Genomic DNA, 19,884 nt, shown 5'->3' with positions numbered 1-19,884 from the left:
TCTAGGATTCGATTTCGAAACTTGGTTTTGAAATATTTTCTTAAACGAGGAATATCTTCTGCCAGATCTTCTTCTCTACTAATCAATTCATGTAAGCAAATCATACCCTCTTGGTCCCAATCCGATAGATCCCATAAATGAAGGTAATATTCATTTCTACACTTATATACAATGCCTTGGACTTCTTTATACAATTTTTTAATCATAATGTTCCCCTTTCTAGATACAGTTTAACAAATAATGAAGATAATTTGGTTCTTTCCCCCATTCTGTTTCTTACATCGTCTCAACTGCACAAAAAAAAGAGAGGGCTTGCCTCTCTCAGGGTTATAATTCTGCAATTTGGTTTAGGTTTACTTCTGCAACTGTGTCATTACCAAACATAGAGATAATCATCTTCACTTTATTGTTATCAATCTCTGTAATCTTACCAGTATAGTCTGCAAAAGCACCATCAATGATACGTACAGTTTGACCAACTTCAACATCAATATCAAACTCTTGTACAGTTTGTCCCATAGAAACCAAGATATCACGGATTTCTTGTTCCAATAATGGAGTCGGTTTTGATCTATTTCCGTGAGATCCGACGAATCCTGTAACGTTTGGTGTGTTTCGAACAACAAACCAAGCTTCATCTGTCATCACCATTTCCACAAGAACATAACCTGGAAAACGATTTTCTTCTACTTCTTTTCTCTTTCCATTTTTTTCAACTTGCACTGTTTGTGTTGGAATTTCAACGCGTAGAATATTATCCAACATATTGTAGGTTTGTGCACGTTGCAATAGATTTTCTTTTACCTTATTTTCATAACCAGAATAAGTTTGTAAGACAAACCACCCTTTATCAAAACTATCCATGATACTTCCTTTCACAATAGAAGATTTTTAGCGTGAATAACTCCACAGATCTTCTAAAAAATGTTAATAAATCGAATCAAACCTGAAACAATCAACTTGTCAAAAATATAAATAATCACAACAAAGAAAGCAGTGTATTCCATGATAGAACGAAAATCTCTCCAGCTTTCCTTGCGAGTTGGCCATGTTGTGTCTTTAAGAAGTCTAAAAATATCTCCAATAAAACGCATCGCTCTCTCCTATCTCGTTTCTCTGTGTGTAGTGTACTTACCACAATGTTTACAAAATTTATTTACTTCTAGTCGTGTAGGCTTGGGGTTTCCGCTGATCTTGATTGAATAGTTTCTAGAACCACAAACCGCACAAGCTAGGCTTGCTTTTTTTAGTGCCATAACGCCTCCATCTTATCTATTATAACAAGAAAGCTAGGCTTTGACAAGCATCTTAACGAAATAGATTGACTACCGAATCCCATATCGTTTGAGCCTTTTCCTTAATTTTAGCATCCGAGATAGCCCGACTAGCCTCATCTACTAGACTTTGCGCACGTCCTCGAATATCAGAAAGGCTATTATCCGTCTGATTCGTTTCATTACTCTGCACTTGATTTCTTGTATTGGCTGGTGCAATTCCATTTTGCTTATAAGCATTTTCAACCGTAAAGGTACTTCCTGGCGTATAAGGTAAAATGGTATTAGCAATGTTTCTAAAGACATGGGCTGCACCGTTTGAAGTAGATCCTGCTAGATAGTGGCTTTCATCAGTGGTAGGGAAACCAAGCCAGTGACTGATCACCACATCCGGAGTATAACCAATTACCCACTGGTCACTTGTGTATTCAGGATTGAAAACAGCTTCAGTTGTTCCAGTTTTTCCTGCCATGACATAGTCTGCAGGCGATGAACTAATACCTGTTCCGTTTGTAAATGTTCCCAACATCATACTGGTCATCTTGTCAGCTACAGACTTATCAATCACCCGTTTTTGTGAATTTTTATGGCTCGCAATGACCTGACCACTAGCATTTTCAATTCTACTAATAAAATGAGCTTCCGGCATTAAACCTTCATTTGCAAAGGCAGCATATGCTTGAGCCATTTGAAGAGGGTTGGTTTCAACACCGCTTCCCAAGGCGACACCAAGAACACGATCGACCTTTTCCATGTTGAGTCCGAATTTTTCGCCTGCCTCAAAAGCCTTATCAACGCCCAAATCATTAACAGTGGCAACAGCAGGCAGATTAAGCGATTCTGCCAAGGCTTGATACATAGGAACTTCTCGACTCGTTTTGATCCCTGCATAGTTATCAACCTTATAGCTGTCATACTGCATGGTATGGTTATCCAACTGCTTATTCAAAGCCCAGCCAGCTTCAACTGCAGGCGTATAAACAACTAAAGGCTTAATTGTAGAACCAGGGCTACGTTTTGATTGAGTTGCATAGTTGAAATTCCGGAATCCAGTTTTATCATTGCCCGCAACTTGACCGACAACTCCACGAACTCCTCCTGTTTTCGGTTCAAGAGCTACACTTCCTGATTGTGCAAATGTTCCATCCTCTGCCCTCGGAAATAGCGCTGTATTTTCATAGACAACCTGCATATTTGCTTGGTAGTTTTGGTCCAGCTCTGTGTAAATGCGGTAGCCATTATTGACAATTTCTTCCTCTGTTAGATTATACTTGGAAACAGCTTCATTAACAACCGCATCAAAATAAGAAGGATAGCGGTAATCTGAAATTTTCCCTTCATACTTATCGTGCAATCGCGAAGTCATATCAACTTCTGCAGCTTCGGTTTCTTGGTTTTTATCAATGTAACCCGCTGCAAGCATATTTTGCAAGACAGTATCGCGACGATTAGTCGAATCTTGTACGGAATTCAAAGGATTATACAGTTCCGGCCCCTTTAGCATTCCTGCTAGAGTCGCAGCTTGATCCAGACTCACTTCTGATGCAGAAACTCCAAAGTATTTCTTACTGGCATCTTCTACACCCCACACACCATTTCCAAAATAAGCGTTGTTAAGGTACATGGTCAAAATTTGATCCTTACTATATTTTTTTGTTAATTCTAAGGCAAGGAAAAATTCTTTCGCTTTTCTCTCAACAGTTTGATCCTGCGACAGATAGGCGTTTTTAGCCAGCTGTTGGGTAATAGTAGAACCACCACCTGAACGACCAGCAGTTACAATCGCCAAGAAGAAACGACCATAGTTAATCCCGTCATTTTTATAAAAAGAACGGTCTTCTGTCGCAATAACGGCATTCTGCAAATTTTTACTGATATCAGTCAATTCAACATAAGTTCCTTTTTGACCAGACAAGGCACCAGCCTCCTTTTCTTCACGGTCAAAAATGAGAGTTCGAGTTTTCAAGGCATTTTGCAAATCATTGACATTGGTTGATTTGGCAACAGCAAACAAATAGGTTCCAACCAGCAAGCCTGCACTCAAACCTAGTATAAGGACAATCTTTGTTAGATGATAGCGACGCCAGAATTTTCGAATTGGACCTACTTGGGCTAATTTTTTTCGATCACTACGAGAGCGACGCAAGCTAGTAGACCCAGAATCCTCTGATTCACTTGTTTCTTTTTTAAAAAGAGAAAGAAATTTCTCGAATAATTTATCTAATTTCATGCGTTTATTTTATCATCTTCATCATAGGAAGACAAGAATTTAGCTATTTCCTATCCAAATAGGGCTTTTTTTGTTACAATATCTGTATGCAATTCACATTTACATTACCAGACTCTCTACCTCAAATGACGGTAAAGCAATTACTTGAGGAACAACTCCTCATCCCTAGAAAAATCCGTCATTTTTTGAGAATCAAGAAACATATTTTGATAAATCAAGAAGAAGTTCATTGGAACGAGACGGTAAATCCTGGAGATGTTTGCCAATTGACTTTTGACAAGGAAGATTATCCCGAAAAAGAAATCCCTTGGGGCAATCCTGACCTCGTTCAAGAGGTTTATCAAGATCAACACTTAGTTATTGTAAATAAACCAGAGGGGATGAAAACGCATGGTAATCAGCCAAACGAAATCGCCCTTCTGAACCATGTCAGTGCCTATGTTGACCAAACCTGCTATGTCGTTCATCGTCTGGACATGGAAACCAGTGGCTTAGTTCTCTTTGCCAAAAATCCTTTTATTCTGCCTATTCTCAATCGCTTACTGGAGAAAAAAGAGATTTCTAGGGAATATTGGGCACAGGTCGACGGACATATCAACAGCAAAGAGCTTGTTTTCAGGGATAAAATCGGACGCGATCGTCATGATCGCAGAAAGCGAATAGTTGATACAAAAAATGGGCAATATGCTGAAACACATGTAAGCAGATTAAAACAATTCCCAAACAGAACTTCCTTGGTTCGTTGCAAACTAAAGACAGGGCGAACCCATCAGATTCGTGTCCACCTTTCCCATCATGATCTTCCTATCCTGGGTGATCCTCTCTATAATAGTAAATCAAAGACAAGTCGTCTTATGCTCCACGCCTTTCGACTTTCCTTTACCCATCCACTTACTTTAGAGAAGCTAACTTTCACTACCCTTTCAAATACTTTTGAAAAAGAATTAAAAAAGAATGGATGATTGTGTCATCCATTTTTCCATATAAGAAAAGCAAGACCAGAGGCCTTGCTTTTCTATCGACTCAAGAATTATTTAGCGATTTTTGCGAAGTATTCAAGAGTACGAACAAGTTGTGCAGTGTATGACATTTCGTTGTCGTACCATGAAACAACTTTAACCAATTGTTTACCGTCAACGTCAAGAACTTTAGTTTGAGTTGCGTCAAACAATGATCCGTAAGACATACCTACAACATCTGAAGATACGATTGGATCTTCTGTGTAGCCGTATGATTCATTGGCTACTGCTTTCATAGCTGCATTCACTTCATCAACAGTAACGTTCTTTTCAAGAACAACTACCAATTCAGTTACTGAACCAGTTGGTGTAGGAACGCGTTGTGCAGCTCCGTCAAGTTTACCGTTCAATTCTGGGATTACAAGACCGATAGCTTTTGCAGCACCAGTTGAGTTAGGTACGATGTTAGCAGCACCAGCGCGAGCACGACGGAGGTCACCTTTACGGTGTGGTCCATCAAGAATCATTTGGTCACCAGTGTAAGCGTGGATAGTAGTCATCAATCCTTCAACAACACCGAAGTTATCTTGAAGAGCTTTAGCCATTGGAGCCAAGCAGTTTGTAGTACATGAAGCACCTGAGATAACTGTTTCAGTACCGTCAAGAACGTCGTGGTTAGTGTTAAATACAACTGTTTTAACATCTGATCCACCAGGAGCAGTGATAACAACTTTTTTAGCTCCACCTTTAAGGTGTTTTTCAGCAGCTGCTTTAGTAGCAAAGAAACCAGTTGCTTCAAGAACGATTTCTACACCGTCGTTAGCCCAGTCAATTTGTTCTGGATCACGTTCAGCAGAAACTTTAACGAATTTACCGTTAACTTCAAATCCACCTTCTCTAACTTCCACAGTTCCGTCAAAACGACCTTGAGTTGTGTCATATTTCAACAAGTGTGCAAGCATAACTGGATCTGTAAGGTCGTTGATGCGAGTAACTTCAACACCTTCTACGTTTTGGATACGGCGGAAAGCAAGACGACCGATACGTCCGAAACCGTTAATACCAACTTTAACTACCATTAGTGATTTCCTCCTTATGAAAATCATGAAAATTTTATTGTGAAAAGAGTAACTTGAATCACTACAAATCACCTTTCAACAAACCTATTATATAACTATTTGAGTTGAATTGCAAGTACGGGCGTTGTTTTTTGTCTACACCTCACTTATTTTTCTTTCTCCTTTGAAAGCCTATACTGCTGTCTTTCTTTGTCTACCTAGTCATTCCCCACTTTCCTTTTCAGATGAAAAGTGAAAATAGAAAAGATAAAAATTATTTTCAATCTTCCAATTTTACAAAAAAGAGACAGGAAATTCCTGCCTCTAGGCTGATAACAATTATTTACGACGTCCTGGTCTTTCTTTGTAACCATAGTAAGAATCTTCGATGATTTCTTGCATGTGATCAACCATTGGAAGACGTGGGTTAGCTGGTGAACATTGATCTTCATAAGCAAGGAATGCCAATTCACGAGAATGTTCTTTCCATTCTTTTTCATCGATTCCTTGTGCTTTGAAGTTCATTTGGATACCTACGCGCTCACCAAGTTCGTAGACAGCTTTTGCGTAAGATTCCACACCTTCTTCTGGAGTAGAAGCTGGAAGTCCAAGCATGCGTGCGATATCTTGGTATTTTTCATCTGCACGGTAGTAGTTGTACTTAGGCCATGTTGCTGTCTTAGCTGGACGTGTACCGTTGTAGCGGATAACGTATGGAAGCAAGATTGCATTTGTACGACCGTGGATTGTGTGGAATTGCGCACCAATCTTATGGGCCATTGAGTGAGAAATACCTAGGAAGGCATTGGCAAAGGCCATACCAGCGATTGTTGAAGCATTGTGCATTTTCTCACGTGAATGGAAGTCTGCATTCTTAACTGAGCTTTCAAGGTTTTCGAATACAAGTTTGATTGCTTGAAGTGCAAGTCCATCAGTATAGTCGCTAGCCATTTGTGATACGTAAGCTTCAGTCGCGTGGGTCAATACGTCCATACCAGTATCAGCAGCTACAAATCCAGGAACTGTCAATACCAAAGCAGGGTCTACGATTGCCACAGTTGGTGTCAATGAGTAGTCAGCGATTGGATATTTACGGTTGTTTGCTTTATCAGAGATAACAGCAAATGGTGTTACTTCAGATCCTGTACCAGATGTAGTTGGGATAGCGATGAATTTAGTCTTCTTACCAAGCAATGGGAACTTGAAGGCGCGTTTACGGATATCCATGAATTTTTGTACAAGGTCACGGAAGTCCACTTCTGGTTGCTCGTAGAAGAGCCACATTACTTTAGCAGCATCCATTGGTGAACCACCACCGAGAGCGATGATTGTATCTGGTTTGAAGGCGCGCATGATTTCAGTACCACGGTTTACAGTTGTGATATCTGGATCTGGTTCTACATCAGCAAAGATTTGGTAAACAACCTTATTGCGACGAAGGTCAAGTTGTTCGATGATACGATCAAGGAAACCAAGCTCTACCATGGCATGGTCAGTAACGATCATGACACGTTCAACGTCACGACATTTTTGAAGGTATTGAATTGAATCACGTTCAAAGTATGTTTTTGAAGGAAGTTTCATCCATTGCATGTTATTTCTCCGTCTTCCGACTTTTTTGATATTCAAGAGGTTAATGGCACTAACGTTATCCCCAACTGAGTTACGTCCGTAAGAACCACATCCGAGTGTCAATGATGGCAAGAAGGCATTGTAAACGTCCCCGATACCACCGAAAGTAGAAGGTGAGTTACAGATAACACGAATAGCTTTAACAGCTTTACCAAATTCTTTAGTCAATTCTTCATCAGCTGTGTGGATGGCTGCTGAGTGCCCAAGACCGTTAAATTCAACCATTTGACGAGCTTTGGCAATACCATCTTCACGGCTTTCAGATTTCAAAACTGCGATAACTGGTGACAATTTTTCACGAGTCAATGGCTCATTTTCACCAACTTCTTTACATTCTGCAGCAAGAATGTTTGTTCCTTCTGGAACTGTAAATCCAGCTTGTTCAGCAATCCAAGTTGCTGGCTTACCAACGATGTCAGCGTTCAATTTCGCACCAGCACAGTTTTTGCTGTTTGCTTTCACGCCGAAGCAGAATTCTTCAAGAAGTGCTTTTTCTTTTTTGTTTACAAAGTAAGTGTGATAAGATTTGAACTCTGCTACAAATTCATCGTAAATCTCTTTATCAATGATAACCGCTTGTTCTGAAGCACAGACCATACCGTTGTCAAATGATTTAGACATGACGATATCGTGTGCAGCCTGGCGGATGTTAGCTGATTTTTCAACATAAGCTGGAACGTTTCCGGCACCTACCCCAAGAGCTGGTTTACCACATGAGTAAGCCGCTTTAACCATGGCATTACCACCTGTTGCAAGGATTGTTGCAATACCTTCGTGGTTCATAAGCGCACTAGTTGCTTCCATAGATGGTTCAGTAATCCACTGTACACAGTTTTCAGGAGCACCTGCTTTAATCGCAGCATCACGAACGATTTGAGCTGCGTGAGCTGATGATTCTTGAGCTGATGGGTGGAAGGCAAAGACGATTGGATTACGTGTCTTCAATGAAATCAATGCCTTAAAGATTGCTGTTGATGTCGGGTTTGTTGTAGGGGTGATACCACAGACAACACCGACCGGTTCAGCGATGAGGGTCAATCCTGTCACATCGTCTTCTTCGATAACGCCAACTGTTTTAGTGTGGCGCATATTGTTTACTACGTGTTCACAAGCAAACAAGTTCTTAGTTGCTTTATCTTCAAATACACCACGTCCTGTTTCTTCAAAGGCATGTAAAGCCAATTCTCCGTGGGCATCCAAAGCTGCCACTGACGCTTTAGCTACGATGTAGTCGACCTGATCTTGGTCGAGTTTACGCATTTCTTCAAGAGCAACTAAAGCTTTTTGCACCAAGCCATCGACATGCTTTTCAGCAGCGAGTTTCTTTTCCTCTGGTGTCACAGTTTTTTTATCAGCCATATTTTCCTCCATAGCTTTCAAGGATTGATATCCTTTGTTAATTTTTTCACAAGTTTATTATAACGCATTATTTTAACTTTGTAAACAGTTTCATAAACATTTCACAAAGAATTCTTTACTGTTTGTGAAATTTTTCTCATTTTCTTTATTTATCAAGTTTTTTCTTTAGAGTTTGTGAAATTAATTTCCAATATTTTTTATTTCACAAGCTTGATTGGAAGAGGGACTTGGAAATAGATAGATTTTCTAGTAAGCGCTTACTTTATAATTCTAATAATACCTCCTTTGATAAGGAGGCTTTATTTTTGTTGAAAAACGCCTTGTTTAAAAGTCCCTTCATAAACGACTTCTTGTTCTGTTGTTAGTTTCCCTTTTCCTTCAGCCTGACCATTTACAAAATCACCTTCGTAGGTCCAGCCTTCTTTGGATTGAAAGGTACCTTTTCCGTTGAAAGCTCCATTGTTGAAACCACCAGTATATTGGTCTCCATTTTGGAAAGTAATGGTACCTTGTCCATTCATTTTACCACGTACAAGACTGCCGTCGTAAACAATCGTTCCATTATCAAGCTTTAGAACACCTTTTCCGGGAATATTTAGAAAAAAGACGAGTACAGCACAGAAAACAATGGTAACTACTGCCAAAAGCTCTAAACGTGGACGAGTCAGATAGACACGATACTTTTCGTAAAAATTCTTAAGATTTTCCATCTTCACTCTCCTTTTCTAAACGTTCTAACCATGCTTGACAACCCTCTTGAACACGTCGATAGGTTTCCTCAAAATCTCCTGTATACCAAGGATCTGGAACACTTTCAGATGCGAATGAGTAAATCTTATCTTGACAGTCTGCTGGACACATCTGACGTAAGTCAGAAACATTTGAAGCATCCATGCCGATAATATAATCAAAGGCTTCAAAATCTTCCTTACTAATCTGAAGCGATGTCTTGTGCTTGTCATAAGGAATCTCATACTGTTGCAAAATTCCCTGAGTACCCTTATGAATCGGATTGCCATGTTCCCAAGAGGAAGTCGCTCGACTTTGGATTTCATAATTAGCTGTCATTGATTTCATAACAAACTCGGCCATAGGGCTACGGCAAATATTCCCCAGACAGACAAAGACTAGTTTTTTCATCCCATTTCCTTTCTTTTATAGAAAAACGGGAGTTCGTGATCCCGTCTTATTTTTCAATTGCGCCTTCTAATGAAGCTGTTTCTTTCAGCGGCAATACGGTCTTGATAGCAGCTAGTTCAAAAGTCAAGTAAACTCCATCTACATCAAGAACAATTGTTCTCTTCTCAGTGTCTACTTCATCGACTGTTCCGTAAAGTCCACCGATTGTAATCACTTCATAGCCTTTTTGTAGTTTATTTAAGCTTTCCATACGCTTTTGTGCTTGTTTCTTTTGAGAGCGTTGCGTAAAGAACATCAAGCCCACCATAGCCACAAGAATGATTAAAAATGTATATTGTGATTCCATTATATTCTCCTTTGTCTTTTACATAGGACTACTATATCAAATTTCAGCTACTTTTACAAGATTGTACCTTGCTTTTCTAGTAAGAAAAACCAGAGCTTGCGCCCTGATTTTTAGGATTATTTCAAATTTTGAACGACTTTTACAAGATTTTCGACAGTAAAGCCATATTCTGCCAAGACTTTTGGTGCTGGGGCAGAGGCTCCAAAGGTATCAATACCAAGAACAGCACCATCTAGTCCAATATATTTGTACCAGTTTTGAGTTGCACCCATTTCGACTGCAACACGACGGCGAACTGCATTTGGAAGAATTTCTTCCTTGTATGCTGCATCTTGTTTATCAAAGACATCTGTAGATGGCATGCTGACTACGCGGACTTTTGCGCCTTGACTAGCCAATTCTTTGGCAGCTGAGACAGCAAGATTAACCTCTGATCCTGTTGCAATCAAGATGGTATCAAAGTCGGCTGCATTTTCATAGACAACATAAGCACCTTTAGCAACTTTATCAAAGTCTGTTCCTTCTTCAACAGTCAAGTTTTGACGGGTCAAGACAAGGGCGGTTGGTGTTTTCTCACTTGTCACTGCAAGGTACCAAGCTGCTTGCGTTTCACGCGCATCTGCTGGACGGAAAACATTCAGATTTGGCATGGCACGAAGACCTGCTAAGTGCTCAACTGGTTCGTGCGTTGGACCGTCTTCCCCGACTGCGATTGAATCGTGGGTAAAGACATAAGTCACAGGAAGTCCTTGTAAGGCTGACAAGCGAACAGCTGCCTTCACATAGTCAGAGAAGACGAAGAAAGTTCCACCGTATACACGAAGTCCACCGTGAAGGGCCATCCCGTTCAAGATCGTTCCCATTGCAAATTCACGAACACCAAACTGAATGTTACGGTTCAAGCGATTGGCATCGTCTTGAAGTCCGTCAGTCTTGATATAAGTCATGTTTGAGTGAGCTAGGTCAGCTGATCCACCTAGGAAGGTTGGTAACTTAGCTGCCACAACGTTCAAAGCATCCTGACTCGAGTTACGAGTTGCTTGAGAGAAGCCATTTTCTAAGGCTGGGAAGTCTGCTGGAGTCACTTCAACTGGATCACGTCCATCAATAATGGCTTCTACTTCTGCTGCCAGTTCTGGATGAGCCTCTTTATAGTCAGCAACTAATTTTGTCCAAGCTTCATAAGCTGATGCGCCACGGTCTGCAACATGTTCTTTGAAATCAGCATAAACTTGTTCTGGGATTTCAAATGGTTCGTAGTCCCAACCAAGGGCTTGACGAGTTGCCGCAGTTTCATCTGCTCCAAGAGGAGCACCGTGTACAGCATTAGTTCCTTGTTTGTTTGGAGAACCGTATCCAATCACAGTCTTTACTTCAATCAAAGATGGTTTTCCTGAAGCTTTAGCTGTTTCAATAGCAGCATGAATTGCTTCCAAGTCTGTTCCATCTTCAACCAAGGCTGTATGCCAACCATAGGCATTGTAACGGTCACGAACACTTTCTGTAAAGGAATCCTTTGTCTCACCATCCAAGTTAATGTCATTTGAATCATAAAGAACAACCAACTTGTCCAGTTTTTGCAAACCTGCGTATGAAGCTGCCTCGCTTGAGACACCTTCCATCAAGTCTCCGTCTCCACAGATAACGTAAGTATAGTGATCAAAGATATTGTAACCTTTGCGGTTATATTTAGCTGCCAAGAAACGTTCTGCTTGGGCAAAACCAGTAGCAGTTGAAATACCTTGACCTAGAGGACCTGTCGTAGCATCAATCCCTGCTGTATGACCAAATTCTGGGTGACCTGGTGTTTTTGAACCCCATTGGCGGAAGCTCTTAATTTCATCCATGCTGACATCTTCAAAACCAGAAAGGTGTAGAAGGGCATACAGGAGCATTGAACCATGGCCTGCTGAAAGAATAAAGCGGTCGCGGTTAATCCAGTTTGGTTGAGCTGGATTGATACGAAGTTGTTTTGTAAAGAGGCTGTAAGCCATTGGAGCCGCTCCCATAACCACACCTGGGTGACCTGAGTTGGCTTTATTGATGGCGTCAATACCTAGGAAACGGATTGCATTAACAGATAGATTTGACATAGAATTTCCTTTCTATTTAAGGTGATTATTGGATCACACATTCTATTTTACTATTATATGAAAAAATACATAGAATAGCAATAAATCAATTCGACTCTAGATAAGTCTCGTGATTTCTACCCTCTGGTCGCCTGATAGTAGGGAAGTAAGCGTTCATATGCTTCTTCCAATTTTTCTAAAATTGCTTCTAATGATTGATTTTCAATAAAAGAAACATCTGCTTTAACTAACACTTTTCGGGTTTCTTGACTTCCTACCTTCTCGACTAAAACCTGACGATTTTCTTCGTTCGCATCCCATCTTTGACTTTGACCATCTGAGTAGGCTAGATAATAAATTCCTTCTACCACTGGAACTTCTAATACCTTGGCCTGCTTGCTTAGAGTTTGCTCATCTTTCTTGCGCTCTATGAAACTGACTTCCAAAGAAATTCCAAAGTCAGCAGGTGTTCCATACAAACGAAGAGCCATCATAGGTTCTGTCACTTTCCCCTCACGTTGTAGATAAACCCAGAAGTGTGGTCTCAAACGCTGCGCTTGGTTCATCCACTGACTAGTCTGTTGGAGCTGCCATTCTGGATGACTTATCTGAAATGCTTTAGCCAGTTCTGTAAAAGCTTTTCGAGCCTCTTGACCTTTATGGCGCAATTCCAGCATTTTTTCTCGTTCATCTCCAGCTTTATCAGGATTACGGTACTGCAAACCTGCAAAGTCTAGATAGTCTCTTATCTTATTCAACATCCGTTTAACCTCCTCTAGTTAGCAAAAAATCAGGATAAACCTGATTTTACTTATTCTGTATCTACAACGACATAGCGATTTGGCTCATCACCTTCAGAGTAACTCGTCACGCCATCCATACGCGAAATAATACGATGGATAATCTTGCGTTCGCTATTCGACATTGGATCTGTTTGATGACTGCGCCCTTCTTCTAAAACACGAGTTGCCAACTTTTGAGCATATGTCTGCAAGACTTCTGCACGGTGTTCAACATAATCATTGACATTGATTGTGATGTAGAAGGTTCTTGAATAGCGGTTATAAAGATAATTTTGAGCCAACAGTTGCAAAGCCTTCAAGACTTTACCATGATAACCGATAATACGACCTGGCTCATTGGTATCGATTTGTAAATTGATGCTACGACGGTTGTAGTCATTTGAAATCGTCGCCTCAACGTCCATATCATCAATAATCGTTTGAACATAAGTCGTTACTTCCGTAGCTACTTGTTCAATATCAAAGCTCGGTTCCACCTTTAAGCCCAAATCTTCTAATTCTTGACTTTCAGTTTGCTCGGCTTGGCTTTCAATATTAGGAGTTTCTACTTCTCCTTCGAGAGCAGTTTCTTCAAGTTGTAATTCATTTAAAATCTCAATGTGACCAGTTTCTTCTAAGATAGTGCTGGCATGTCTTTCATGTTTTAAGATTTCAGCCTTGACTTCATCAGAAACCCCTTGGCCTCCCTCTTCAATCTTTTTAATTGCTTCTACAACATGCCCCAAATCAACAGTTGCTTCACTGACTGTTTTAACAGGCTCATTCAAATCATTAATTTGCTTTGGAACTCCCTTTACAGCTTGTTGGTTTGCTTTTACAACTGTCGTTTCACTAATAGCATCGATATCCACTTGGGCTGGTTTTTTACCAAATAAGCCAAGAAACCCTTTTTTCTCACGAGAAATGACTTTGATATGAGCCTTCATTCTTGGAATATCTAATTCTTTCAATCCTTTCTGGATTGCTTCTTCAACAGTTGAACCTGTAAATACTACCATTACCAGATTCCTCCTTATTATTTCGTTTTCTGAGCCTTTTTCTTGGCTTTTCTTTTTCTATTTTCCAAATCTTTCTGTGCCTGTACTACGGCCTCGCGCTCTGCAATAATCTTGAATGGATTATTCAAGAAATAGGTTTGCAAGACTTGATAAGCATTGGACACTGTCCAGTATAGGGCGACTCCACCTGGTGCATAAACTGCAAAGATAAAAATCAAGACCGGAATACCATACATCATCGCAGTCGTAGCGCCATTACGCTCAGACAAGGCTTTATTAGACAGCCAAGTACTTAAAAAGGTAAATACAGCTGCTAAAATCGGAAGAACAAGGGTTGTATCCACACCACCAAGGTTAATCCATAAGAAATGACCTGTCTTCAAAAAGTCAACTCTTGATAGAGCTTGGAACAAGGCCAAGATAACCGGCATCTGAATCAAAATCGGCCAAAGAGAATCTGACTGTCTGACACCCATTTCTTTAAAGACTTTACGCATTTCCTGCTCTAGCTTGGTTCTGCTTTCCATATCTCGACCCGGATATTGTTCTCGAAGCGCCTTAATACGTGGTTGAGCTTCCTGCATTTTTCTAGAAGCCACCATTTGCACTTGAAAGACTGGCAAGAGAACTGTACGAATCAAGACCGTAAAGAGGATAATCCCCACTCCGATACTGATATCAAACGACAAAAAGCGAATAATTTCCGCAAAGAAGTAAACAAATTTACTCCAAAAATCAGCCGAATCGGCTGTGATATCGCTAGTTGCCCCATTTGTTGCACATGCTGTCATGATCAATAGAGACAGTCCTAGCAAACTAGTCAACTGTAGTTTCTTTTTCACTCCCATTTCCTTCCTGGTAAATCTTTGATAATTTTAATACGTGGAGTAGATTTTTCTCCATCTCTGCGTATCCCAAGATTTCGACCCCTTTTCGAGCAATGACAACAAAATCGACATCTTCTGCCAGACTCCCTTTTGCATTCTGGATAATATGTCGAATCCGTCGCTTAATTTGATTTCTAGTGACGGCATTCCCCAGTTTTTTGCTAACTGATAGACCTACTCGAAAATGGTTTTTCTGATTTTCTAGTTGGTAGACAACAAACTTGCGATTGGCAAAACTTGTCCCCTCCTTAAAAATCGCCTTAAAATCTTTCTCTCTTTTTACACGAAAGTTTTTCTTCAAAACTCAACTCCATCTATTAAATTACTACTATTATACCATATTTTTCAAAAAAGCCAATCATAGCAAGGTTTTGGACATTTCCATCAGAAAAAGAAGCTGGAAAAATCTCTTTCCCAACTCCTTGTACTGAATATTTTTTCTAATTTTACTTATTTTTTCAAGCGTTCAACGTCACGGGCAATGACCAATTCTTCATCTGTTGGAATAACCAAAACACGAATTTTCGCAGCCTCTGTTGAGATGTCTCCTGTCACACCAAAGACGTTCTTTTCTGGGTCAACATCACAACCAAACCAAGAGATACCTGAAATGACATCTTCACGTACGTTTGCAGCATTTTCACCGATACCTGCAGTAAAGATAATAGCATCTGCTCCATTTAAGACTGCAAGGTATTGACCGATATGTTTTTGGATACGATCAACATACATTTCATAGGCCAAAGTGGCATCGTGGTCCCCTTCTTCCATAGCAGCAATTACATCACGCATATCACTAGATTTACCTGAAACACCCATAAGCCCTGATTCACGATTAAGAACGTGACTAATGTCTTCAGGCGTGTTAAAGTCCTCTGTATATTGCATTAAGTAAGGAATGATAGCTGGGTCAATATCTCCTGTACGAGTTCCCATCATCACACCACCAAGTGGAGTGAATCCCATTGAAGTATCGACAGATTGACCACCCTTAACAGCTGTAATAGAAGCACCATTACCGATGTGGCAAGTAATCAATTTCAAGTCTTCTAATGGACGGCCCAAGAGTTTTGCAGCTTCTCCTGCTACAAACTGGTGACTTGTACCGTGGGCACCATATTTACGAACCTTGTTTTCTGTGTAATATTTTGTTGGTAGAGGGTAGCGATAAGCTTTCTCTGGCATAGTTGTGTGGAATGAAGTATCAAAAACAACTACACTGGTAATGTCTGGCAACAATTCCTTGAAGGCGCGAACACCTGCTGCATTAGCTGGATTGTGGAGAGGAGCCAACAAACTCAACTCTTCAACTTTTTCTAAAACATCCCCTTCAACAACTGTTGATTCTTTGAAATATTCTCCACCTGCAACAACACGGTGTCCAACACCTGTAATCTCATCATAAGCCTTGATAATATCGAAACGAATCAAGTCATCCAATAAGATTTTAACAGCTTGTGTGTGATTTTCGATATCCAAAATTTGTTGTTCAGAACGGCCATCAAATTTTACAGTTGAAATAGAATCTTTCAAACCAATCCGTTCAATTAAACCTTTAGCAAGAACTTTTTCCTCTGGCATTTGATAAAGTTGCCATTTCAAACTTGAACTTCCCGCATTGATTGCAATTGTTTTTGTCATAACATGATACCCCTTTTTAAGCGTTTTCATCTATTATAACAAAATCTATTTTATATTTCAGTACCTTGAGTCCATTTTTGAAAATTTTCTTTAAATTTCATTAAAACACTTGCATCTTGCAAGCTAGCAAGTGGATAAACAAAAGGCTCTACTGCTATTTCATTTTTCTTCTGTAGGATAAAAATAGTCTTAGATTGTTTGGCATTGGCAAAGAGATTTTCAGGCAAACTAATCATGGCAACTAGATTCGCCTCCTCTTTCAACCACCCTTTCAACAAATCACTCTGAGGACTGGTCAACAAATCACTCGGAGCGAGAAAAATAGCGTAGCCATCTGACTTGAGATACTTAAGTCCTTGTTCCATGAGCAAGTGATGAGCGTAGGTATGTTCTTGACTAGAAGCAACTTGATGGCGCGACGCAACGGCATCATCAGGATAATAGCCAACAGGCAAGTCGCTGATGACCACATCGCTTTCTTTGAGCATTTGTGGACGAACGGCATCTCCTTGGACAAAGCCAGCCTGCAAACCAATTACATCTGCCATGCTAGCTGCCAAATCAATCAACAAATCATCCACTTCCATTCCCAAGTAATCCACCTTTTTATCAAGCGAGGTCAAGAAAGTAGCGCCTAGAATTCCCATCCCAGAACCCATTTCGAGGATAGTAATTTCCTCCTCTTTAAACAACTCTTCCACAATAAACACCAAAAGTAAGGCAATAGCATCCGGTGTAAACTGGTGATTAGCCTGTAGGGGTTCTGTTTGCCCAGCCTTCATCAAGAGAAACTGGTAGGTCTTGAGCCATTCTTCTTTGCGTAGTGCTAAACGCTTAAGGGCTTGATTGTTATCTTTTACCTGATTTAGCTCAGTTTCACCATCCAGATAAATGCTGTTTTGCTCCACCAGGGCGTCATAAAAGTTGGTCGCCAAATCACTTTGAATGACTTGGACATTCTCTAGTAAATAGGTATAAGCTTGTTCAATTTTTTCAAAATCCATATTCCTATCTTACCAAATTTCCCTTCTTTTTTCCATCCTTATAGAAAAATCACTCCCTGACTAGGCGAGTGATTTTTGGGCTACTGTTAAAAAGAGTTCTGAGTAATTTCCTTGAAACAGGTCTTCAGCGCTATAGAGGGTCTGACTATGCACAGATGAAAAACCAAACTGGGCTAGCCTGTTTTCCAGTTCAACCAATTCAAATCCATGATGGTTAGCTTCTGTCTTGGTAAAATCAGCAAGTAGGAGTTGTCCATCTTCCTTCAAATGTTGATGAAACAGTGAGAGAGCCGCATCCAAATCAGGCATATGATGAAGAACACGACAAACAACAACGAGATCAAACTCTTGCTCCAAGGGATTTGCCAGTAAATCTTGCTCCAAAAACTGGATATTCTTGATGTCTTGCTGCTCCGCTTTCAAACGAGCTTGCTCCAGCATTTTCTCCGAAATATCCACCAATGTTACAGACTTGACCTGCTTGGCTAGGGGCAAGGTTAACAGACCCGTCCCTCCACCGAAATCCAAAATTTCTTTGTCTGATGGAGCATCAAGCTGTTTCTCGACTGCTTGATATACCAAGTTTGCAAGGAAAATATTTTTAGGGGAATCGAAAGTTTCTGCTTTGTGGTTAAAATCATGTTTCATGCTTTTAGTTTAACACAAAGTAGCTTGATTGGCTAGGAATTCTCTTTCTTTTCAACCTTCTCTTCTAATTTTTTCTTCTCTGCTTGATTACTTGAATCAGTCACTACTTTTTCCTTTTTATCCGTTTTCTCTTCTTTGATTTTGACGGAAGGAAAGATGAACTCATATTGACTCTTAGGCGTACGAACCCTTGTCACCAAGCTTGTTTTCTTATTTTGATAGCTCACCTGACCCAGATTAAAGGCCTGTTCCCCACTTTCTTGCTCAACCTTATCCTTGGTTCGCTTGGCCATAGCAAAAGCAACCAACTTTTCTTTATTTAAAGCATAGTCTTGATAATGGGCGACTTGTCGGTTCAAGTAAAATTGTAACAAAAGACTAAAGATGGCTGCTACGGTGACTGCATAGAGGAGAACACCTGCCTTAACTTTTTTCTTTTTCCACACGATAGATGAACTCCCTTTCTAAGCCTTTTTGAAATTGAAAACGAAAGCGAACCAGTTGATTGTCCTCTGTAATCTGCGCAGATTTGAGTCCATAAATCATAGGCTGATATCCTCGTCCACTGGCATCAGTTTTTCGAAAATCATCCGATTTAGACTTACCTATCGCAATTTCCTTGCCATCCTGCTTCATATAAATGAGATTACCTTCCACTTTTTCAAACTGCGAACGGTTTAATTCTGCCTCTAGCTGATCCACAAACAAGAGCCACTCCTTTTGCTCGCTTTGTTGCTGGTAGCGAACTTCTGAAATGAGGAGCTGACTCATGGCTTGAAAGAGGAGTAAACTTCCACTGATGACAATGAGGGCAATCAGGGATTCTAACAAGGTAAAAGCCTTGACCTTATGGCTCTTTGATAGCCAACAACTGTTCTGAGCCATAGTAGACCTCCAATCCTTTTTCACTAGAAAACACCTGAATCTCAACTCCGTTTATGTTTACCTGATTTTGACCTGTCTGCAGAGCCATCTTAGCCACCCTCAAGACTTCTTCCTTTTGCAAGATTTTTGCTTCTTCTTGCCTATTTTTCTGAATTTGTCCCAAAAGGAGGGTCGCGATGCTGGCAAAGATAGCTAGAGCGACTACTGCTTCTAGCAAAATCACTGCCCTAATTTTTTGTTTCCTTAATGCGTTTAATTTTTCCATTTCCTATATATAACTGATAGCGAATCGCTCCTTTGCTGGTCTGAAATTCAACTTTTGCCAGGGACGAATTGCCCCCAGCTCGGTCAAATGTAATGTTTTGGCCGGATGGTGCCTGAATTCCTTTAGGAACTGTCAACTTTTGACTGCCATTGCTCATGGTCTGTCCGTCTATGCTCAAACTTGTCTTTTGCTGACTGGCTACACTGCGTTTTTGAGTTTCCCGATAGAGTTCTTCAAACTCCATAAAGAAAATCTGCTCCTCTACCGCCGCAAAAGTGGACTGAACAGAGCCGGACAAGCTTAAGGCAAGGAGACTCACTAGACCCAAAACCAAGAGACTTTCCAGCATGGTAAATGCCTTAATCCGCGACCGTTTGAGTCTTATTTTGTTTTGCATGATATTCTTTATAAGCTTTAGCCTGTTCTTTTGTGATTCGCCCATCTGCTTGTAACTTGCTTAGGCTAGCATCTTCATTTTTATCCAAGCTATAAAGCTCTGCCTGACTTTCCACCACCTTAACAACAGCAGCTTTTCCTTTGTCATTGACCGCCTCTTTTTGCTTGGTCAAATTAGGTACAAAGAGCAAGAGAAGCACGCTGATGATGAGCAAGACCACCAACATCTCTACCAATGTAAAAGCTTTAACCTTAGTTTTTTTCAAGAATATCATCATTTTTTTCAT

At 40.3% G+C, this 19,884-nt stretch carries 23 protein-coding genes and 1 pseudogene; 1 reads left to right on the top strand and 23 read right to left on the bottom strand.

All coding sequences use genetic code 11. The features are described 5' to 3' along the window. From N8O43_RS09560 to pbp2a, 5 genes and pseudogenes are all read right to left on the bottom strand, one after another. A pseudogene (locus N8O43_RS09560) lies at nucleotides 1-206 on the bottom strand (sigma-70 family RNA polymerase sigma factor); the annotation flags it as partial. A 121-nt stretch (nucleotides 207-327) separates the two neighbouring features. Beyond that, entirely contained in the window at nucleotides 328-864 is a 537-nt protein-coding gene (gene nusG / locus N8O43_RS09555) for a transcription termination/antitermination protein NusG (protein ID WP_000376740.1), read from the bottom strand. 53 nt (nucleotides 865-917) lie between these two features. Next, a complete protein-coding gene (secE, locus tag N8O43_RS09550) occupies nucleotides 918-1,094 on the bottom strand; it encodes a preprotein translocase subunit SecE (RefSeq protein WP_001210990.1) in 177 nt (58 codons plus the stop codon). Nucleotides 1,095-1,103: 9 nt separating this feature from the next. After that, a complete protein-coding gene (rpmG, locus tag N8O43_RS09545) occupies nucleotides 1,104-1,256 on the bottom strand; it encodes a 50S ribosomal protein L33 (protein ID WP_001809375.1) in 153 nt (50 codons plus the stop codon). Between the two features lie 52 nt (nucleotides 1,257-1,308). After that, on the bottom strand, nucleotides 1,309-3,504 hold the full coding sequence (gene pbp2a / locus N8O43_RS09540) for a penicillin-binding protein PBP2A (RefSeq protein WP_261090179.1): 2,196 nt from the start codon (nucleotides 3,502-3,504) through the stop codon (nucleotides 1,309-1,311). Nucleotides 3,505-3,590: 86 nt separating this feature from the next. Between pbp2a and N8O43_RS09535 the strand changes: the two genes are divergently transcribed. Further along, nucleotides 3,591-4,466 (top strand): RluA family pseudouridine synthase, encoded by an 876-nt coding sequence (locus tag N8O43_RS09535; protein WP_314726026.1) that lies wholly within the window; start codon nucleotides 3,591-3,593, stop codon nucleotides 4,464-4,466. A 68-nt stretch (nucleotides 4,467-4,534) separates the two neighbouring features. On the opposite strand, the gene gap is transcribed toward N8O43_RS09535, so the two are convergent. The 18 genes from gap to comGC all read right to left on the bottom strand — a co-directional run bounded on the left by gap (nucleotide 4,535) and on the right by comGC (nucleotide 19,884). Then, the gene (gene gap, locus N8O43_RS09530) at nucleotides 4,535-5,542 is read right to left on the bottom strand and encodes a type I glyceraldehyde-3-phosphate dehydrogenase (protein ID WP_000260688.1); all 1,008 of its coding nucleotides are present in this window, start codon (nucleotides 5,540-5,542) and stop codon (nucleotides 4,535-4,537) included. A 318-nt stretch (nucleotides 5,543-5,860) separates the two neighbouring features. Beyond that, nucleotides 5,861-8,512 (bottom strand): bifunctional acetaldehyde-CoA/alcohol dehydrogenase, encoded by a 2,652-nt coding sequence (adhE, locus tag N8O43_RS09525; protein WP_227326154.1) that lies wholly within the window; start codon nucleotides 8,510-8,512, stop codon nucleotides 5,861-5,863. Nucleotides 8,513-8,811: 299 nt separating this feature from the next. Beyond that, nucleotides 8,812-9,222, bottom strand: coding sequence for an MORN repeat-containing protein (locus N8O43_RS09520; RefSeq protein ID WP_020902388.1), 411 nt, complete (start codon nucleotides 9,220-9,222; stop codon nucleotides 8,812-8,814). Beyond that, nucleotides 9,209-9,652, bottom strand: coding sequence for a low molecular weight protein-tyrosine-phosphatase (locus N8O43_RS09515; protein ID WP_261090180.1), 444 nt, complete (start codon nucleotides 9,650-9,652; stop codon nucleotides 9,209-9,211). The genes N8O43_RS09520 and N8O43_RS09515 overlap by 14 nt, the downstream gene beginning before the upstream one ends. A 46-nt stretch (nucleotides 9,653-9,698) precedes the next feature. After that, nucleotides 9,699-9,998, bottom strand: a complete 300-nt coding sequence (gene yajC, locus N8O43_RS09510; RefSeq protein ID WP_000445811.1) for a preprotein translocase subunit YajC — start codon at nucleotides 9,996-9,998, stop codon at nucleotides 9,699-9,701. Between the two features lie 116 nt (nucleotides 9,999-10,114). Then, complete coding sequence (gene tkt / locus N8O43_RS09505) at nucleotides 10,115-12,091, bottom strand: transketolase (RefSeq protein ID WP_261090181.1); 1,977 nt, start codon at nucleotides 12,089-12,091, stop codon at nucleotides 10,115-10,117. A gap of 116 nt (nucleotides 12,092-12,207) precedes the next feature. Continuing rightward, nucleotides 12,208-12,831, bottom strand: coding sequence for a ribonuclease P (locus tag N8O43_RS09500; protein ID WP_261090182.1), 624 nt, complete (start codon nucleotides 12,829-12,831; stop codon nucleotides 12,208-12,210). A 50-nt stretch (nucleotides 12,832-12,881) separates the two neighbouring features. Then, nucleotides 12,882-13,871, bottom strand: coding sequence for an RNA-binding cell elongation regulator Jag/EloR (jag, locus tag N8O43_RS09495; protein ID WP_261090183.1), 990 nt, complete (start codon nucleotides 13,869-13,871; stop codon nucleotides 12,882-12,884). Between the two features lie 17 nt (nucleotides 13,872-13,888). After that, nucleotides 13,889-14,713, bottom strand: a complete 825-nt coding sequence (locus N8O43_RS09490) for a membrane protein insertase YidC (RefSeq protein ID WP_200893270.1) — start codon at nucleotides 14,711-14,713, stop codon at nucleotides 13,889-13,891. Further along, nucleotides 14,688-15,059, bottom strand: coding sequence for a ribonuclease P protein component (gene rnpA / locus N8O43_RS09485; RefSeq protein ID WP_045610998.1), 372 nt, complete (start codon nucleotides 15,057-15,059; stop codon nucleotides 14,688-14,690). The genes N8O43_RS09490 and rnpA overlap by 26 nt, the downstream gene beginning before the upstream one ends. 149 nt (nucleotides 15,060-15,208) lie before the next feature. Continuing rightward, on the bottom strand, nucleotides 15,209-16,399 hold the full coding sequence (locus N8O43_RS09480; RefSeq protein ID WP_049544477.1) for an acetate kinase: 1,191 nt from the start codon (nucleotides 16,397-16,399) through the stop codon (nucleotides 15,209-15,211). A 50-nt stretch (nucleotides 16,400-16,449) separates the two neighbouring features. Next, nucleotides 16,450-17,403, bottom strand: a complete 954-nt coding sequence (locus N8O43_RS09475) for a class I SAM-dependent methyltransferase (protein WP_261090184.1) — start codon at nucleotides 17,401-17,403, stop codon at nucleotides 16,450-16,452. A 60-nt stretch (nucleotides 17,404-17,463) separates the two neighbouring features. Next, on the bottom strand, nucleotides 17,464-18,051 hold the full coding sequence (locus N8O43_RS09470) for a class I SAM-dependent methyltransferase (protein ID WP_049544481.1): 588 nt from the start codon (nucleotides 18,049-18,051) through the stop codon (nucleotides 17,464-17,466). 32 nt (nucleotides 18,052-18,083) lie between these two features. Next, nucleotides 18,084-18,497, bottom strand: coding sequence for a competence type IV pilus minor pilin ComGG (gene comGG, locus N8O43_RS09465; RefSeq protein ID WP_261090186.1), 414 nt, complete (start codon nucleotides 18,495-18,497; stop codon nucleotides 18,084-18,086). Further along, nucleotides 18,475-18,936, bottom strand: coding sequence for a competence type IV pilus minor pilin ComGF (gene comGF, locus N8O43_RS09460; protein WP_261009526.1), 462 nt, complete (start codon nucleotides 18,934-18,936; stop codon nucleotides 18,475-18,477). The genes comGG and comGF overlap by 23 nt, the downstream gene beginning before the upstream one ends. Next, nucleotides 18,899-19,201, bottom strand: a complete 303-nt coding sequence (gene comGE / locus N8O43_RS09455) for a competence type IV pilus minor pilin ComGE (RefSeq protein ID WP_188111084.1) — start codon at nucleotides 19,199-19,201, stop codon at nucleotides 18,899-18,901. The genes comGF and comGE overlap by 38 nt, the downstream gene beginning before the upstream one ends. Next, the gene (comGD, locus tag N8O43_RS09450) at nucleotides 19,164-19,598 is read right to left on the bottom strand and encodes a competence type IV pilus minor pilin ComGD (RefSeq protein WP_261090188.1); all 435 of its coding nucleotides are present in this window, start codon (nucleotides 19,596-19,598) and stop codon (nucleotides 19,164-19,166) included. Before comGD ends, comGE begins: the two co-directional genes overlap by 38 nt. After that, on the bottom strand, nucleotides 19,561-19,884 hold the full coding sequence (gene comGC / locus N8O43_RS09445; RefSeq protein ID WP_261090189.1) for a competence type IV pilus major pilin ComGC: 324 nt from the start codon (nucleotides 19,882-19,884) through the stop codon (nucleotides 19,561-19,563). Before comGC ends, comGD begins: the two co-directional genes overlap by 38 nt.

Source organism: Streptococcus mitis (assembly GCF_946190335.1).
Taxonomy (GTDB): domain Bacteria; phylum Bacillota; class Bacilli; order Lactobacillales; family Streptococcaceae; genus Streptococcus; species Streptococcus mitis_CH.
The sequence above is the reverse complement of the archived record's forward strand: the minus strand, read 5'-3'. Positions and strand labels throughout refer to the sequence as shown.

Bases quoted from the DNA above. Each gene is read 5' to 3' on its own strand.
- nusG (WP_000376740.1), bottom strand. From the start codon at position 864: ATGGATAGTTTTGATAAAGGGTGGTTTGTCTTACAAACTTATTCTGGT.
- secE (WP_001210990.1), bottom strand. From the start codon at position 1,094: ATGCGTTTTATTGGAGATATTTTTAGACTTCTTAAAGACACAACATGG.
- rpmG (WP_001809375.1), bottom strand. From the start codon at position 1,256: ATGGCACTAAAAAAAGCAAGCCTAGCTTGTGCGGTTTGTGGTTCTAGA.
- pbp2a (WP_261090179.1), bottom strand. From the start codon at position 3,504: ATGAAATTAGATAAATTATTCGAGAAATTTCTTTCTCTTTTTAAAAAA.
- N8O43_RS09535 (WP_314726026.1), top strand. From the start codon at position 3,591: ATGCAATTCACATTTACATTACCAGACTCTCTACCTCAAATGACGGTA.
- gap (WP_000260688.1), bottom strand. From the start codon at position 5,542: ATGGTAGTTAAAGTTGGTATTAACGGTTTCGGACGTATCGGTCGTCTT.
- adhE (WP_227326154.1), bottom strand. From the start codon at position 8,512: ATGGCTGATAAAAAAACTGTGACACCAGAGGAAAAGAAACTCGCTGCT.
- N8O43_RS09520 (WP_020902388.1), bottom strand. From the start codon at position 9,222: ATGGAAAATCTTAAGAATTTTTACGAAAAGTATCGTGTCTATCTGACT.
- N8O43_RS09515 (WP_261090180.1), bottom strand. From the start codon at position 9,652: ATGAAAAAACTAGTCTTTGTCTGTCTGGGGAATATTTGCCGTAGCCCT.
- yajC (WP_000445811.1), bottom strand. From the start codon at position 9,998: ATGGAATCACAATATACATTTTTAATCATTCTTGTGGCTATGGTGGGC.
- tkt (WP_261090181.1), bottom strand. From the start codon at position 12,091: ATGTCAAATCTATCTGTTAATGCAATCCGTTTCCTAGGTATTGACGCC.
- N8O43_RS09500 (WP_261090182.1), bottom strand. From the start codon at position 12,831: ATGTTGAATAAGATAAGAGACTATCTAGACTTTGCAGGTTTGCAGTAC.
- jag (WP_261090183.1), bottom strand. From the start codon at position 13,871: ATGGTAGTATTTACAGGTTCAACTGTTGAAGAAGCAATCCAGAAAGGA.
- N8O43_RS09480 (WP_049544477.1), bottom strand. From the start codon at position 16,399: ATGACAAAAACAATTGCAATCAATGCGGGAAGTTCAAGTTTGAAATGG.
- N8O43_RS09475 (WP_261090184.1), bottom strand. From the start codon at position 17,403: ATGGATTTTGAAAAAATTGAACAAGCTTATACCTATTTACTAGAGAAT.
- N8O43_RS09470 (WP_049544481.1), bottom strand. From the start codon at position 18,051: ATGAAACATGATTTTAACCACAAAGCAGAAACTTTCGATTCCCCTAAA.
- comGF (WP_261009526.1), bottom strand. From the start codon at position 18,936: ATGGCTCAGAACAGTTGTTGGCTATCAAAGAGCCATAAGGTCAAGGCT.
- comGE (WP_188111084.1), bottom strand. From the start codon at position 19,201: ATGGAAAAATTAAACGCATTAAGGAAACAAAAAATTAGGGCAGTGATT.
- comGD (WP_261090188.1), bottom strand. From the start codon at position 19,598: ATGCAAAACAAAATAAGACTCAAACGGTCGCGGATTAAGGCATTTACC.
- comGC (WP_261090189.1), bottom strand. From the start codon at position 19,884: ATGAAAAAAATGATGATATTCTTGAAAAAAACTAAGGTTAAAGCTTTT.